The organism is Alcaligenes sp. CHO6 (assembly GCF_037120595.1).
Classification (GTDB): Bacteria; Pseudomonadota; Gammaproteobacteria; order Burkholderiales; family Burkholderiaceae_B; genus Alcaligenes; species Alcaligenes ammonioxydans.
Genome location: NZ_JBANCI010000001.1, coordinates 1,297,758 through 1,312,539, shown reverse-complemented (window position 1 = coordinate 1,312,539; position 14,782 = coordinate 1,297,758). Strand labels below are relative to the sequence as shown.

Annotated in this window: 16 protein-coding genes; 15 read left to right on the top strand and 1 reads right to left on the bottom strand. The window is 57.1% G+C overall.

Annotated elements, in window-relative coordinates:
* Window positions 1-53: 53 nt before the first annotated feature.
* The 3 genes from V6936_RS06160 (at window position 54) to V6936_RS06150 (ending at window position 1,179) form a co-directional block, all read left to right on the top strand.
* The gene (locus V6936_RS06160) at window positions 54-251 is read left to right on the top strand and encodes a YgaP family membrane protein (RefSeq protein ID WP_336579584.1); all 198 of its coding nucleotides are present in this window, start codon (window positions 54-56) and stop codon (window positions 249-251) included.
* A gap of 198 nt (window positions 252-449) precedes the next feature.
* Window positions 450-998 (top strand): zeta toxin family protein, encoded by a 549-nt coding sequence (locus tag V6936_RS06155; protein ID WP_003801238.1) that lies wholly within the window; start codon window positions 450-452, stop codon window positions 996-998.
* The gene (locus V6936_RS06150; RefSeq protein WP_003801236.1) at window positions 991-1,179 is read left to right on the top strand and encodes a hypothetical protein; all 189 of its coding nucleotides are present in this window, start codon (window positions 991-993) and stop codon (window positions 1,177-1,179) included. Before V6936_RS06155 ends, V6936_RS06150 begins: the two co-directional genes overlap by 8 nt.
* A 67-nt stretch (window positions 1,180-1,246) precedes the next feature.
* Here V6936_RS06150 and V6936_RS06145 read toward each other — a convergent pair whose 3' ends face one another.
* Entirely contained in the window at window positions 1,247-2,119 is an 873-nt protein-coding gene (locus tag V6936_RS06145) for a LysR family transcriptional regulator (RefSeq protein ID WP_003801232.1), read from the bottom strand.
* Window positions 2,120-2,262: 143 nt separating this feature from the next.
* On the opposite strand from V6936_RS06145, the gene V6936_RS06140 reads away from it, so the two are divergent.
* The 12 genes from V6936_RS06140 (at window position 2,263) to V6936_RS06085 (ending at window position 14,761) form a co-directional block, all read left to right on the top strand.
* A complete protein-coding gene (locus tag V6936_RS06140) occupies window positions 2,263-3,438 on the top strand; it encodes a muconate/chloromuconate family cycloisomerase (RefSeq protein WP_193353489.1) in 1,176 nt (391 codons plus the stop codon).
* 68 nt (window positions 3,439-3,506) lie between these two features.
* Window positions 3,507-4,442: a catechol 1,2-dioxygenase gene (gene catA, locus V6936_RS06135; protein ID WP_336579583.1), complete on the top strand. Its 936-nt coding sequence runs from the start codon at window positions 3,507-3,509 to the stop codon at window positions 4,440-4,442.
* Window positions 4,443-4,566: 124 nt separating this feature from the next.
* Window positions 4,567-5,262 carry a 3-oxoacid CoA-transferase subunit A gene (locus V6936_RS06130; protein WP_131071649.1) on the top strand — a complete coding sequence of 232 codons (696 nt, stop codon included), beginning with the start codon at window positions 4,567-4,569 and terminating at the stop codon, window positions 5,260-5,262.
* Window positions 5,259-5,957 carry a 3-oxoacid CoA-transferase subunit B gene (locus V6936_RS06125; RefSeq protein WP_003801224.1) on the top strand — a complete coding sequence of 233 codons (699 nt, stop codon included), beginning with the start codon at window positions 5,259-5,261 and terminating at the stop codon, window positions 5,955-5,957. Before V6936_RS06130 ends, V6936_RS06125 begins: the two co-directional genes overlap by 4 nt.
* Window positions 5,954-6,757, top strand: coding sequence for a 3-oxoadipate enol-lactonase (gene pcaD, locus V6936_RS06120; protein ID WP_301607319.1), 804 nt, complete (start codon window positions 5,954-5,956; stop codon window positions 6,755-6,757). The genes V6936_RS06125 and pcaD overlap by 4 nt, the downstream gene beginning before the upstream one ends.
* A gap of 33 nt (window positions 6,758-6,790) precedes the next feature.
* Entirely contained in the window at window positions 6,791-7,066 is a 276-nt protein-coding gene (gene catC / locus V6936_RS06115; protein WP_003801221.1) for a muconolactone Delta-isomerase, read from the top strand.
* Between the two features lie 288 nt (window positions 7,067-7,354).
* Complete coding sequence (locus V6936_RS06110; RefSeq protein ID WP_003801219.1) at window positions 7,355-8,536, top strand: benzoate/H(+) symporter BenE family transporter; 1,182 nt, start codon at window positions 7,355-7,357, stop codon at window positions 8,534-8,536.
* Window positions 8,533-9,795, top strand: a complete 1,263-nt coding sequence (locus V6936_RS06105; RefSeq protein WP_336579582.1) for a GTPase — start codon at window positions 8,533-8,535, stop codon at window positions 9,793-9,795. The genes V6936_RS06110 and V6936_RS06105 overlap by 4 nt, the downstream gene beginning before the upstream one ends.
* A complete protein-coding gene (locus V6936_RS06100) occupies window positions 9,795-11,336 on the top strand; it encodes a dynamin family protein (protein WP_240208763.1) in 1,542 nt (513 codons plus the stop codon). Before V6936_RS06105 ends, V6936_RS06100 begins: the two co-directional genes overlap by 1 nt.
* Window positions 11,337-11,605: 269 nt before the next feature.
* Complete coding sequence (locus V6936_RS06095; protein WP_051010412.1) at window positions 11,606-12,544, top strand: ZIP family metal transporter; 939 nt, start codon at window positions 11,606-11,608, stop codon at window positions 12,542-12,544.
* A 291-nt stretch (window positions 12,545-12,835) separates the two neighbouring features.
* Entirely contained in the window at window positions 12,836-13,450 is a 615-nt protein-coding gene (locus tag V6936_RS06090) for an ABC transporter ATP-binding protein (protein WP_003801211.1), read from the top strand.
* Window positions 13,451-13,651: 201 nt separating this feature from the next.
* The gene (locus V6936_RS06085) at window positions 13,652-14,761 is read left to right on the top strand and encodes a class II histone deacetylase (protein ID WP_240208762.1); all 1,110 of its coding nucleotides are present in this window, start codon (window positions 13,652-13,654) and stop codon (window positions 14,759-14,761) included.
* Window positions 14,762-14,782 lie beyond the last annotated feature (21 nt).

The following is a 14,782-nucleotide window of genomic DNA, read 5'->3' as shown; positions in this document are numbered from 1 at the left end:
CAGGTCATTGCCCGCCGCGTTTTTTCTTGTTTCTTGTGTTGAAAGGATGAGCCATGAAAAGCAATGTAGGTGGTTTTGATCGTATCGCTCGTATCGTTGTCGGGCTGGTGTTGATCGTCCTGGCAGTGACCAACGTGATTGGTTGGTGGGGCTGGCTGGGTCTGATTCCGCTCATTACGGGTCTGGTGGGGTTTTGCCCGTTGTACACCATGCTTGGCCTAAAGAGCTGCCCCTTGAAAAAACGCCCCTAAATCAAGTGCGGCGTGCGCTGAACGAAAGGTCGCTTCGCCGGCTTTTCTGAAGAGGGGCTGCTGCCTTCGGAAAGCCGGCCCGCCGCACTGAAACCGGGTTTATTGCTGCCGTGCAGGCTGCGCCGGGGGCTTCCGGCTGGCCTTTTCGCCAATCTATGATACAAATCTAATCAATGAGGACATTGTTTAGGTGTATTTATGTCTGGCAACATCGCTGAGACGGGCAAGAGCAAAAAGATTTTGATCATTGCTGGCCCGAACGGGGCAGGCAAGACGACGTTTGCGCGCTCTTTCCTTCCAGTTGAGGCGGAGGTGCCACGTTTTATCAATGCCGACCTGATCGCGGCCGGCTTATCGCCGTTTGCGCCAGAGAGTGCTGCCATCAAAGCTGGACGCCTGATGCTCGACGAGCTCAAAGAAGCGGTTCGTCTGGGCGAGAGTTTTGCGCTGGAGACAACCTTGTCCGGCCAGGCGTATGTCCGCCATATTCAACAGTGGCAGGCACTCGGTTATAGAGTCAGTCTGTATTTTTTAAGTCTGCCCGATGCGGAGATGGCGATCGCACGGGTGGCAGAACGGGTTCGGCAAGGTGGACATAATATTCCCGAAGCCGTCATTCGTCGCCGCTTTGCGGCTGGCATGAAGAACTTCCTGCATCATTATCGGGACACCGTGGATGACTGGGTTTTATACGATAACGCGGGCAGTGTGCCAGTCTTGCTGGAGTGGGGAGAGAAAGATGAATAAAGAAGATATTTCCAAAGCAAAAAATCCGGACTTGCGGGCTTCCTTGGCCGCCTTGGAACGCGCTGCACAGTCGGCCCGTTTTGTGGCCATACAAACCAATACCTCGGTGGTGCTGGTGGAGAACGGCAAAATGATCAAGCTGTCGGCAGAGCAACTGCGGCAGGAAGTCTGCAAGCGCTAAGGGGGCTAGCGCTTATCGCCGTTCTAGTGAGCTTGAGTCCGATTGTTTGACCCAGCGTGACCATCTTTTACATGTCGGCAACCAGGCTTTTGATCGCCTCGATATACCAGGCCTGATCATTTATCCTGTGCGTCAGAATAATCGGTGAGGTCGCCTGCGCTTCTTCGATCAAGCGATAGTGCAGATCGTTGCGCAGGCGTGCCGAAGTAGGAATCAGGCACAGTCCCGAATCGGCAGCCACCAGCCCCAAGGCGGCTTGAATTTCCCCCGCTTCATAGACTTCAGCCGGACGCACGCTGTGGTCGTGCAGCAGGTGCAGCACGTGATCGGCAAAGCTGGGCCTGGGCTCTTTGGGATAGACAATCAACTTTTGCCCTTGCACTTTTTTCAAGCTCACAGCCTTGTCCGAACTGGCCAGATCCGAGCTGGGGGGAATGGCCAGGGCCAGTTGCTCTTCCCGCAACACCGTTCTTTGCACGGACGCATCATTGAGCCGTATTCGACCGAACCCCACATCAATCCGTCCTGACTTCAAGGCCTCCAGTTGCTGCATGGATGTCAGCTCCACGGTTTGCAAGTCGACTTCCGGGTACTGATGGCGCAGTTTGCGCATTAGCGCGGGCAGGCCGCCATACAGGGTGGAGGCGACAAAGCCAATCGACAGGGTTTGGCGCTGATTCAGCCCGATCTGCCGAGTGGTGTGTACGAGTTGGTCCACCCGGCTCAGAATCTGCAAGGACTGTTCATAAAACACCCGCCCCGCCTCCGTCAGCCGCAGAGGTCGGGAATTGCGCAGCAGCAAGGTCACACCCAGTTCTTCTTCCAACAGTTGGATCTGTCGGCTCAGCGGTGGCTGGGCCATGTGCAGGCGTTCGGACGCCCGGGTGAAGTTGCGGGTTTCGGCTACAGCGACAAAGTACTTGAGTTGGCGTAGATCCATAAGGGAAAACCATACCTGGGCTGGATTGATGAAGTTTAGATTCTTGATTTTTAATATTTATATCAGAAACTATACCTGTAAGGTATGGAACTAGACCTATTTAGTCTTGGAAAGAGCAGGGCTGATTCGTGTTCAATCAAGGCATGGAACACACGCAATCTTCTCAACTATTAGCAGCGCCGGCCCTGATCGAGCGGGTGGAGACTTTGCTGCTGGATCTGCCCACGATCCGACCTCATCAATTGGCGATGACGACCATGCAAGGCCAGACCTTGATGCTGGTGCGTTTGTATTGCTCGGACGGTTCGGTGGGGGTGGGCGAGGGTACGACCATCGGTGGTCTGGCCTATGGCGCGGAATCGCCCGAGGGTATGAAGCTGGCCATCGACACCTATTTCACCCCTTTGCTGCTGGGAGCCAATGCCAATGCGGTGCCGGCCATCATGGCTCGTCTGAACACGGCGATTCAGGACAACCGTTTTGCCAAGAGTGCGGTGGAAACGGCGCTGTTTGATGCCCTGGGCAAGCGTGCCGGTCTGCCGGTTTCGCACCTGCTGGGCGGCCGCATGCGCGACAGCCTGCCTGTTGCCTGGACACTGGCGTCGGGTGACACCGCCAAGGACATTGATGAGGCCGAGCGCATGTTGGCCCAGGCACGTCACCGTATTTTCAAACTCAAAATTGGTCGTCGTCCCGTCAAGGATGATGTGGCGCACGTGGCTGCCATCAAGAAGGCGTTGGGCGATCGCGCCGAAGTGCGTGTGGACGTGAACATGGCCTGGAGCCCCTTGCAGGCTCAGCATGGTTTGGCTGGTCTGGTGGATGCAGCTTGCTCCTTGGTGGAGCAGCCGGTACGACGCGCCGAGGCGATGGCTGAGCTGAAAGGCCGCTTTCCGATTGCTTTGATGGCCGATGAGTCCCTGACTGGCCCGGCCTCGGCCTTTGCGCTGGCACGAGACGGTGCAGCGGATGTGTTTGCAATCAAGATTGAACAGTCTGGCGGTTTGCGGGCTGCCCTGCAGGTTGCAGCCATTGCTGAAGCAGCGGGGATTGAGCTGTATGGCGGCACGATGCTGGAAGGGGCGATCGGCACGATTGCGGCGGCTCATGTGTTTGCCACCGTCAACCAGTTGCAGTGGGGCACGGAGTTGTTCGGGCCTTTGCTCTTGACCGAGGAAATTCTGGCAGAGCCACTCAAATACAGCAATTTTGAATTACAGATACCTCAAGGGCCGGGTTTGGGTATCGTACTGGACGAGGATCGTGTCCAGTATTTCCGTCGCGACAGGACACACGTCAGTGTTGGCTCGGCTGCCTAGGCGCATCGGCAAGCCAGTCGTAGCGGCGTTGCTGGGAACACTTTTTTCAGGATATTAGGAGACACAGAATGAGCGTTAAGATTTTCGATACCCCCGATGTACAGGACTTCCTGCGTTTGGCCTCGGGCCTGGATCAGCCCGGTGGCAATCCACGCGTCAAGCAGATCATGCACCGCATCATCAGCGATCTGTTCAAGACCATTGAAGATCTGGAAATCACCAACGACGAATACTGGGCGGCGATCGCCTATCTAAACCGTTTGGGCACCGCCAGCGAAGCGGGCCTGTTGTCCCCCGGTCTGGGCTTTGACCGTTTCCTGGACATGCGCATGGATGCGCTGGACAAGGAACTGGGTCTGGACAACGGGACCCCCCGTACCATTGAAGGCCCCTTGTACGTGTCGGGCGCTCCGGTGGAGCACGGTTTTGCCCGTCTGGACGACGGTTCCGATACCGCGGGTGAAACCCTGATCATGCATGGTGTGGTCGCGGGTGCGGATGGCAAGCCAATTGCGGGTGCCCAGGTTGAAGTCTGGCACGCCAACACGAAGGGTTTTTACTCCCACTTTGACCCCACTGGCGAGCAACAAGCTTTTAATATGCGTCGCACCATCATTACCGATGAGAATGGTCGCTACAAATTCCAGAGCATTGTGCCCAAGGGTTACGGCTGTCCTCCCGATGGCCCAACCCAAGGCTTGCTCAACGAGCTGGGCCGTCACGGCAACCGTCCTGCGCATATTCACTTCTTTGTGACGGCTCCCGGCCACCGTAAACTGACCACGCAGATCAATATTGATGGCGATCCGCTGGTGTACGACGACTTTGCCTATGCCACCCGTGAAGGTCTGGTTCCGCCCCTGACCGAGCAGACGGACCCCGCCCGCATCGCGGCTGAAAACCTGGATGGTCCTTTTGCAGAGATCGTGTTTGATATTGCCTTGACCTCGCTGGTCGACGGTAAGGACAACCAGATTGTGAATCGTCCGCGTCTGGCCGCCTAAGTTCTGCATCAGTCCAGCGCCCGCGTTTACTTGTTAAACGGGGCGTTGGGCTGATTTGTTTTTGCTGTGCCTGACGTCAGGGCTGAGCCCATCCGTAGCGTCAGCGCTTTATACGGAGAACGGAGTGATCGATAAACAGGTAAGCAGTGTTGCACAGGCTTTGCATGATGTGCAGGACGGCGCCACGATTCTGGTCGGTGGTTTTGGAACGGCTGGCATACCCACGGAGCTGATCGACGGTTTGATCGAGCAAGGCGCTCGCGACCTGACCATCGTCAACAATAATGCAGGTAACGGCGATGTGGGGCTGGCGGCCTTACTCAAGACTGGCCGGGTCCGCAAGATTATCTGCAGCTTTCCCCGTCAGGCAGACTCCTGGGTATTTGATGATCTGTATCGCAGTGGCAAGATCGAGCTGGAGCTGGTGCCGCAGGGCAATCTGGCCGAACGGTTGCGCGCTGCTGGTGCAGGCATCGGCGGCTTTTTTTGCCCTACAGGCTATGGTACGGAATTGGCCAAGGGCAAGGAAACACGTTTGATCAACGGACGCTGGCATGTCTATGAAGAGCCCATTCACGGCGATGTCGCCCTGATCAAGGCCGAACGGGGAGACCGTTGGGGGAATTTGACTTACCGCATGGCGGCGCGCAACTTCGGTCCGGTCATGGCGACGGCGGCGCGCACCACGATTGCCAGTGTGTTCGAGCTGGTTGAGCTGGGTCAGCTGGACCCTGAAACCATCGTGACGCCGGGCATTCATGTGCGTCGCGTCGTGGTGGTGCCACGCAGTCGCACAGAAGCAGGCGGGTTCAAGGCATGAATGGACAGAGCATGAAAGAGGACAGCATGACACTCAGTTATCAACGTCGCAGCAAAGACGAATTGGCGCAGCGCGTCGCCCGGGACATTCATGACGGTGCCTATGTGAATCTGGGTATTGGCATGCCGACGTTGGTCGCCAATCATTTGCCCGCTGGCGTGGAAGTCGTTTTGCACAGTGAGAACGGTATTTTGGGCATGGGCCCGGCACCGGCTGCCGGTCAGGAGGATTACGACCTGATCAATGCGGGCAAGCAGGCGGTGACTCTCCTGCCCGGGGGCGCATTTTTCCATCATGCCGACAGTTTCGGCATGATGCGGGGCGGTCACCTGGATATTTGTGTGCTGGGTGCTTTCCAGGTGTCGGCCACGGGTGATCTGGCCAATTGGAGTACCGGCGAACCGGGCGCGATCCCAGCGGTCGGCGGTGCCATGGACCTGGCGATTGGCGCCAAACAGACTTGGGTCATGATGGATGTGTTGACCAAGCAAGGTGCGAGCAAGCTGGTGGAGCATTGCACCTATCCCCTGACGGGGCTTGCCTGCGTCAAACGCGTTTACACCGATCTGGCTACCTTGGCCTGCACGCCGGACGGTTTGCAGTTGATCGATCTGGTGCCCGGTTTGACCCATGACGCTCTGGAGGAAATGATTGGTTTGCCCATCGCCCCAGCTGCGCGGGAAGAAGAGCAATGACAGGCAGCACTGGCATCTTGAATACCGCACAGGGCATGTTCCGCGTCAGCGTGCAAGGCGATCCGCTGGCTCCGGCCCTGATTCTGAGCAACTCCCTGGGCACCACACACGAGATGTGGGACCCACAGGTGGCAGGTTTCGCCCAGTCTTATCGCCTGATTCGTTATGACACTCGTGGTCATGGCGGCAGCCCGGTGACTCCTGGCCCATACTGTTTCAAGGATTTGGGGCGTGATGTGCTGGCGATTCTGGATGCGCTGGATATTGAACGCGCTGCGTTTTGCGGCCTGTCCATGGGGGGGCACACCGGTTTATGGTTGGGGGTGAATGCGCCGGAGCGCTTGAATGCGTTGATCGTGTGCAACAGTGCGGCCAAGATTGGTACCGCCCAAGCCTGGCAGGAACGCGCCGAGGCGTTGCGTCAAGGCGGTGCCGCTCAGATGCGTACCTTGGCCGATTCGGCGCCGTCGCGCTGGTTCGGTGAGGCCTTCATCCAGCAATCGCCGCAGTTGGTCAAAGCCATGCAGGACGCTCTGGCCAAGCTGGACCCCCTGGGTTATGCCGCTTGCTGTGATGCCTTGGCCGAGTCGGATCTGCGTGATCAGATCAGCCGTATTGCGGCACCGACGTTACTGGTCGCGGGCCAGTGGGACCCGGTTACAACGGTTGCCGATGCCCAGGCCATGCAAGCCCGTATTCCTGGTTCCACCGTGGCGGTCGTACCGGCCTCGCATCTGTCCAACCTGGAAGCGCCCGAAGCCTTCGAGCGTGCCGTACTGAATTTTTTAGCCCAGGCCTAAGTGCCCGAGCGCTTGTTTTTAGAAAGGAACACCATGCTTTATCTGGTACACATGATTGTTGATATCCCTGACTCCCTGCCGGCCGAAGAGGCTGCTCGCATCAAGGCCGAAGAAAAAGCCTACTCGCAGGATCTGCAACGTTCTGGCAAGTGGCCGCATATCTGGCGTGTGGTGGGTCAGTACGCCAACTACAGCGTGTTCGATGTAGAGAGCAATGAAGAGCTGCACAATCTGCTCAGTGCCTTGCCCTTGTTCCCCTATATGCAGATCAACGTGACACCCTTGGCCACCCACCCGTCGGCCATTTAAAACCTGACTGTCCTATACGGCTCAGAATATGGCTGCCTTGCGGACACCTTGCTGGTCCGGAGGCGGCCAGCGATAAGAAGCATGCCCGTGCCATACTTTTGCCCTGTGCCCTGCTGTGGGGGGTGACCACAAGAAGATCTCCCGCGTGGTGCTTTGGGCTTGCGGTTGCTTGGCAGGGCGTTTGTTCCTGGGGACGGGCCAATAATAAAAAAACCAGGCTGCGATCCCAGCACGGCCTAGGGCCGTGTCCGTTGACTATGCTGATAACCCGTCTGGGGAGACAAAACGATGGGATTGAAAACTGGTTCGGCATCCGTTTGGGTGGCGGGGTTTTTGTCGGTCTTGATTGCCTATGCCGGACCCTTGCTGATCTTTATCCAGGCCGCACAGGTCGGACGAATTGCCCAGGCAGAGCTGATTTCCTGGGTTTGGGCCATTTCCATAGGTGCCGGCCTGAGCGGCTTGGTCCTGAGTGCGTGGTTAAAGCTGCCCATTATTACCGCCTGGTCTGCACCGGGCACGGCCTTGCTGTTGACCCTGTTTCCCGGCATCACCATGCCCGAAGTGGTGGGCGCGTATCTCAGCGCCGCCCTGATTATCGTCCTGATTGGTTTGAGCGGTGGATTTGAGAAGATTCTCTCTTTTATTCCTAAAGGAATCGCCGCCGGCATGATGGCCGGTATTTTGTTGCAGTTCGGGCTGGCGACGTTCCAGGCCAGTGGCGAAATGCCCGCTATCGTGCTGGTGATGGTGGCGGTGTATGTGCTGGGCAAACGCCTCTTGCCGCGTTATGCGATTGTCCTGGTGGCCTTGTCGGGATTCGGGATGGCAATGCTCAGCGGGCAGGTGCAACTGGACGCTTTTGAGTTGGCGGTGGCCAGCCCGGTCTGGATCAGTCCCGCATTCAATATCGCGACCCTGCTCAGTCTGACCTTGCCCCTGGTGCTGGTCAGTTTGACAGGCCAGTACCTGCCCGGCATGGCGGTACTGCAATTGGCCGGCTATCCCACACCGTCACGCCCCATTCTTGTCGGCACGGGTTTGGCCTCGATAGGGATGGCCTGCTTTGGCGGCATCACCACCGTGTTGTCCTCGATTACTGCGGCCTTGTGTACTGGCAAGGATGCCCATCCCGATCCAGGCAGGCGTTATATGGCCGGTGTCGCCAATGGCGTGTTTTATCTTTTGGGCGGCACCTTTGCCGGCTCAATTGTGTATTTGTTTACTGCCTTACCCGCCTCGCTGATCGCGGCGCTGGCCGGTCTGGCACTGATTGGAGCCATTGTGGCCAATATGCGGGTAATGACCAGTGAGGATGCTTATATCGAGCCGTCTGTCATTACGTTTTTGACAAGCGCCTCGGGCATGAGTCTGTTTGGGCTGGGTGCCGCCTTTTGGGGCGTGGTCTTTGGCCTGCTGGCCTATTGGGTGCTGGGCTCTGGCAAAAATGAGAAAAGGAAGAGACTATGAATCAGTTGGCAGTATCCCTCGATCATGTCTGGGACGCCGTGTTGGCCGTGCTGCCGCAGCGCCGCTGGGACCTGGACCGTCTGCGCGTCCTCCTCCAAAAAGAGGTGCCGCCCACCGTGACCGTGGTCGGCAAATACAATCACGGCAAAAGCCGTTTGCTCAATGAGTTGATGGGCAGCGATATTTTCAATGTGGCCGACCGTCGCGAAACGATTGCGCTGGCCGAGCATGTGCATGAAGGTGTGCGCTGGTTGGACGCACCGGGTCTGTACGCAGACGTGGCCTTGCAAGATGATGCGCTGGCTCGCGAGGCGCTGGGTTTGCAGGCTGATATCCGCCTCTTTGTCCACGCAGCCAAAGAAGGTGAGCTGGACGCGTTGGAAAGCAGCTTGTTGCAGGAGTTGGCCGCAGATCACCAGCGTTCGCAGCGTCAGACTCTGTTGGTGATCAGCCAGATCGACCAATTGGCCGACGAGCAGCAGCAAGAGAAAGTGCTTGATTCGATTGCACAGCAATGCCCAGGCTGCTTGCTACACCCCGTCTCCAGCACCCGTTATCGTCAGGGCCGCGACGGTGGCAAGCCGCGCATGCTGGAGAAAAGTGGCATTCCGGCTTTGCAGGCTTCTTTGGAAGCCGCCTTGAAGCGTGTGCCGCAAGCCCGCGAGTTCGAGCGTGACGCCTTGCTGACCGAGCTGACGCAAGAATTGAGCGCCTTGCAGCAGATGCAAGAGCAAAGTCTGCACAGCCTGCAGCAGACGCAAAGGCAGCAGCATATTGATTTTGTTGAGGGTTTGCGCAAGGTTCTGGAAGGCATCGAGAAGGATCTGGAACCGCTGGTCAATGCCGCGGGGGTGGACCATTCGCTGGTGCCGGATACGGCCGAATTCGGCTTCAAGATGACAGCGGGCAAGCAAGAGCGTGCCCGGTTGCAGATCGCCTATTCGCGTGCGTGTATTGCGATCAATAGTCATCTGGTGGAATACGGTGCCGTGGGTTTACCCGCAGCGCAACGGACCTCGGTGCGCAGTATGGACACCGTCATGATTGCGGTGATGGGTGTGTCGGTGAAGTACCGTGCCGATCTGCGCCGCATCTTCTGTGAGCAGGCCGGGCGCGACAAACTGGTCCAGGATTTCACGCATTATTTTGAGATTTCGGAGGGCCGCAGGGCGTTGGAAGCACAGATCGAGACAAGCCAGAAACAGCTTCAGCAGACCCGCCAGGCTCTGGAGGAATTGGCGCTCTTGGAGGGTGTCTGATGTCAGCGGAAAGCATCCTTATCCGGGCAATCGCCGATCTGCAGCCTGCCTGCCAGGAAAGTCAGCCCGCTATTACCAGAATGGAACAGTGGTTGACGGAATTGGAGCAAGCCACCTTGACCCAGGTCTTGTCCGACACTGGATTGCATGAGCAGGGAACTTTGGCGCGCGCGGTCGGGCATTTGAACCAGCAGCTACAGGAACACCGGGCAGGCTGGGCGACCTCGTGGACTGCGTTGATACCAGCGCAAGAGCTGGCGGAGCGTTTCCGCGACCGTATCATGCTGCTGGTGTTCGGCTCCTTTAATGCCGGGAAAAGTTCCTTGTGCAACTTCCTTGCCGAGCGGTTTCGCCGTCATGGGCAGCGTGTGGATTTTTTTCGTCTGGAAAAGGGGCAGTTGCAGGCCATGCCCGAGGGTTTTCAGGAAGGCGCTACAGAAACCACCGTGGCCTTGCAAGGCGTTTGTCTAGGCGACAAGCTGGTCTTGCTCGATACCCCCGGCCTGCATTCGGTCAATGCCCATAACGCGGCGTTGACACAGCAGTTTCTGGAAAGCACGGATGCGCTTTTGTGGCTGAGCAGTTCCAGTGCGCCGGGGCAAGTTCATGAGCTGGAGGATCTGCGGGTGGAATTGCGCCGCAACAAGCCTTTGCTGCCTGTAATTACCCGCAGTGATCGCATTGAGGAAGATGAGATCGACGACGAGATCGTCAAAGTGCTTTGCAACAAGACAGCTGATAATCGTCAACTGCAAGAAGAGGACGTCATGACGCGGGCAGCGCAGGCCCTGAGCCATTGGGGGCTGGACAGGGATGTGCTCAAACCGGCTGTGTCCCTGTCTGTTCACATGGCGCGCAGCCAACAGGATGAAGAGCAGGGGTTGGAGCAGGCGGGGTTTGCACGTTTATACGTGGCACTGCAAAACATGCTGGAGCCCGCTTTGGCCTACAAGCGACGCAAACCTGCTGAACTGCAATTACATCATCTAGAAGAGGCTATTCTGGAGCCCTTGACGGTGGGGATGGAACAGGCCGCTGCCCGACTGCATCAACGTATCCAAGAGCAAAGGCTTGTTTTGCAGGATGCCGTACACCTATTGGCCGAAGGTAGCTGGCGGCGGGTGGTGCCCCAATTGCCTGCAGTGCTTGAACAACATGCGGCCCAGCAAGATGTGGCCGCCGTGCGTAACGATCTCGCCCAGAATCTGGGCAAGGAATTTGCCGAGTTAAGCCGGACTGCCCTGGCGAACTTTCAGCTGTCGCAGCCAGACTTGCCGACGCTGAATCTGCCTGCTCATATAGGCTATGACGTTTTCCAGGAGCCGGGGGGAGGGCAGGCGCCACTGATCGACTACAACCGCCTGTACATCAGCTTGAGTGAGGCGGTGATGAATAGCGCCCAAGAGAGGGCGGTACAGGTGGTGGAGCAGGCTGAACAACGCCTGGAGCAGCTCACGCAGGAGCTGATTCAATTGGAAAACGCCGTGGCTGAGCGGGTCCAGGCCTTGGAGGCGATCAAACAGGATGTACAAACTGCGTGAGGCAGCATTAATTCGGTTTAGCATCGCACTATAAAGTACAAAAAGCAGGCTGGCTTGCCATCCAGCCCCACGCTGATCGCATAGATCGTGGTTTATTTGTTGAAATGCTAATGAGAATTGTTATCGTTTCTATTTTTGTATTTTAAATCGCAGATGAAGTCGCTATGATGGTTGATACGGCATCCATGCCTTTGCAGGAGCGGTTTTGCAGCTCTTTGCGTCTGTCATAGGCATACCTGGATGGCGTCATTTTCTGGGGGTGCATGGCGATGAAACTGAAATCAAGTCTCTATTTTTCGCCCAATAAGGGAATATCGCCGAACTGGCGCCAACACTTGCGCCTGTGGGTCGGACTCATCATTTCCATGGGGGGCGTCTGGGCGATCTGTCATCAGTTCTGGTTGTACGCGCAAGATCACCCGGTGGTTTTACAGGCCCTGGTAGGAGGCTCCATCGCGGCACTGGCTACGGCGCTAGGCACCATACCCGTCATGTTTTCTCAAACCATGTCGCAGCGCACGCAAGATACGCTGTATGGTTTTGGGGCGGGGGTGATGTTGGCTGCCTGTGCCTTTTCGCTGGTTTTGCCGGGGCTGGAAGCGGCAAAGCAACAGCAGGTGTTTGGCCCTGGCGCCTGGGGGGCGGGTTTGGCTGTCGGCTTGTCAATCCTGTTGGGTGCTGCTGCTTTAATGTTGCTGGATCGTATCCTGCCTCATGAGCATTTCATCAAGGGGCGTGAAGGTTCGGGCCGCTCCTCCTCGGCTACCATGCGTCGAGCTTGGCTGTTTGTCATCGCCATTACCTTGCACAACTTCCCGGAAGGCTTGGCGATTGGGGTGGGATATGTAGGTAATGAAGGCGTACGTGCCAATGCCTTGGCCACAGGGATTGCCATTCAGGACGTGCCTGAAGGGCTGGTGGTAGCGCTGGCTTTGCTGGCGGCGGGATACAGTCGTACGTTTGCGGTGGTTCTAGGCATGGCCAGCGGTCTGGTTGAGCCCTTAGGGGCGGTGCTCGGTGCCGTTGCTGTCAGCAGTTCGCTGATGCTGCTGCCTTTTGGTTTAGGCTTTGCCGCTGGTGCCATGCTGTTTGTCATCAGTCATGAAATTATTCCGGAATCACACCGACAAGGGCATGAAAGCTTTGCAACCGGCGGTCTGATGATAGGTTTTGTCTTGATGATGTTGCTGGATACCGCATTGGCTTAGGTGTGGCCATGCGGGAAAAAATAGCCTGAACAAGCCGGCCTTGTTTCAGGCTATTTTTTGGCTTTGGCTTCAGAGCTGAGCATGGCGGCCCGCTCCGCTTTTGTTCGACACGGCCCTTGCCCCATAGCCGGTGACTCCCGCAAGACCAAGGCGCGGCAGGCAGTCCAAACAGTCGCCCATAAAGCCCTATACTAAAGCCCCTGTTCGGGGTAATGCCCGACTTGTTTTTCATCCCGCCCCGTCAGCGCATCTTGTAACTGTCCGGGCGCTTCTTTGGCAGTGATTTCCAGCATGCTACGCATAGACAATCTCAGTAAAAACTATGGTGACTATCCCGTTTTCAAGGGACTGACTCATACATTTCAGCCAGGCTGCGTGGCGCTCTGTGAAGAAGACAGTACCGGCAAGTCCACCTTGCTGAACATCATCGCTGGCTTGCTCGAACCAGATACGGGGGAAGTGTGGGTAGATGGGCATTCGCTAATGAAAGCCCCCCGACGAGCACGCGCCCGCATGGCGTATGTGCCCGACAACTGCATGTTGTTTCCGTCTCAGACTGGCCGAGCGCTGCTGGAGCAAATCGCCACAGAAAAGCAGACCCACGTGGATGACACTGCACTGGATCTGGCCTGTCGCTTGGGCTTGGAACCGCACCTGGACAAGCGCTTTGAGCAGATGTCGACCGGAACGCGGCGCAAGGTGTTTCTGACGGCGGCCGCCTTAGGTGACCCGGCTGTAATCATTGCTGATGGCCCGAGCAATGGCCTGGATATGCAGGCTCGTGCTGCCTTGGCTGAACAGTTTCAGATCTGGTCACACGATCGTGTTGTGCTGTTCGCCAGCTACGATGCCGAGTTGGTTGAGGCATGCAGCGCAAGAATAATCAATGTTGCAGAGCTGGTTTAAGCCTTGGCCATTGCGCGTCGTCTATACATAAATCAGCTCAACGAGAGAGGCAGAAATCACCCACGGCAAACGAGCGTCCCCTGCCTTTTTTGCCGTGATGGCTTTCTGATCAGTTCTTAAATTCGGCAATCCTACGGATTCGTTCCGTTGTCTAAATCCCTACTATGGTTGTGCCACACAAACCAAAATAAAGGAGACGACATGGCAACAGGATACATCTGGAATACGCTTTACGGCTGGGTGGATACTGGTACGGGCAGTCTTGCCTCGGCCAATCTGGGAGCTCGTTTACAGCCGATCAGCCACCACCTAGCTCATCCTGATACGAAGCGCCGCTTTCACGAACTGGTTTGCGCCTCCGGTCAAATTGATCATCTGACCAGCATCCAGGCCAAGCCGGCACGCGACAAGGATATTTTGCGTGTTCATACGGCCGAGCATCTGGAAAACATGAAACGCGTCAGCGCCTTGCCCACCGGGGGCGACACGGGGGACGGTATTACCACCATGGGCAATGGCGGGCTGGAAATTGCCATGCTGTCTGCGGGTGGCGCCATTGAGCTGGTCAAGAAAGTGGTCAGCCGTGAAGTCAGCAACGGCTATGCGCTGGTCAATCCTCCCGGCCACCATGCACCCCGCGCCGGGGCAATGGGTTTTTGCATTTTCAATAATACCTCGGTAGCGGCGGCCTATGCCCGCGAGGAGCTGGGTCTGGATCGTGTCGCGATTCTGGATTGGGACGTGCACCACGGGAATGGTACGCAGGATATCTGGTGGAATGATCCTTCTGTTCTGACCATTTCCCTGCACCAGCATCTGTGCTTCCCGGCCAATAGCGGCTTCACGACTGAGCGCGGTGAGGGTGGAGGCCTGGGCTACAACTTGAACATCCCCCTGCCTCCTGGCGGCGGGAATGCCGCTTACCTTTATGCTATGGAGAAAGTGGTGCTGCCTGCGCTGCGCACCTACAAGCCGCAGCTGATTATCGTGGGCTCGGGTTTTGATGCCAGCATGATGGACCCCTTGGCGCGCATGATGGTGACAGCGTCCGGTTTCCGCCAGATGGCGCGTCAAATCATCGACTGTGCCGAAGAGGTTTGTGAAGGCCGTATCGCTTTTGTGCAGGAAGGGGGTTACAGCCCACATTACTTGCCATTTTGCGGCCAGGCCGTGATTGAAGAACTGACCGGGGTACGCACGCTGGCTGATCCTTACGCGGAGTTCCTGGGAGGGATGGGCGGCGACACGCTCTTGGATGCGGAGCGTGCTAGCGTGGATGAAGCCGCAACCTTGTTGAGTGGACTGCGTTAATTCCTGAAGTGCCTGGCTGGA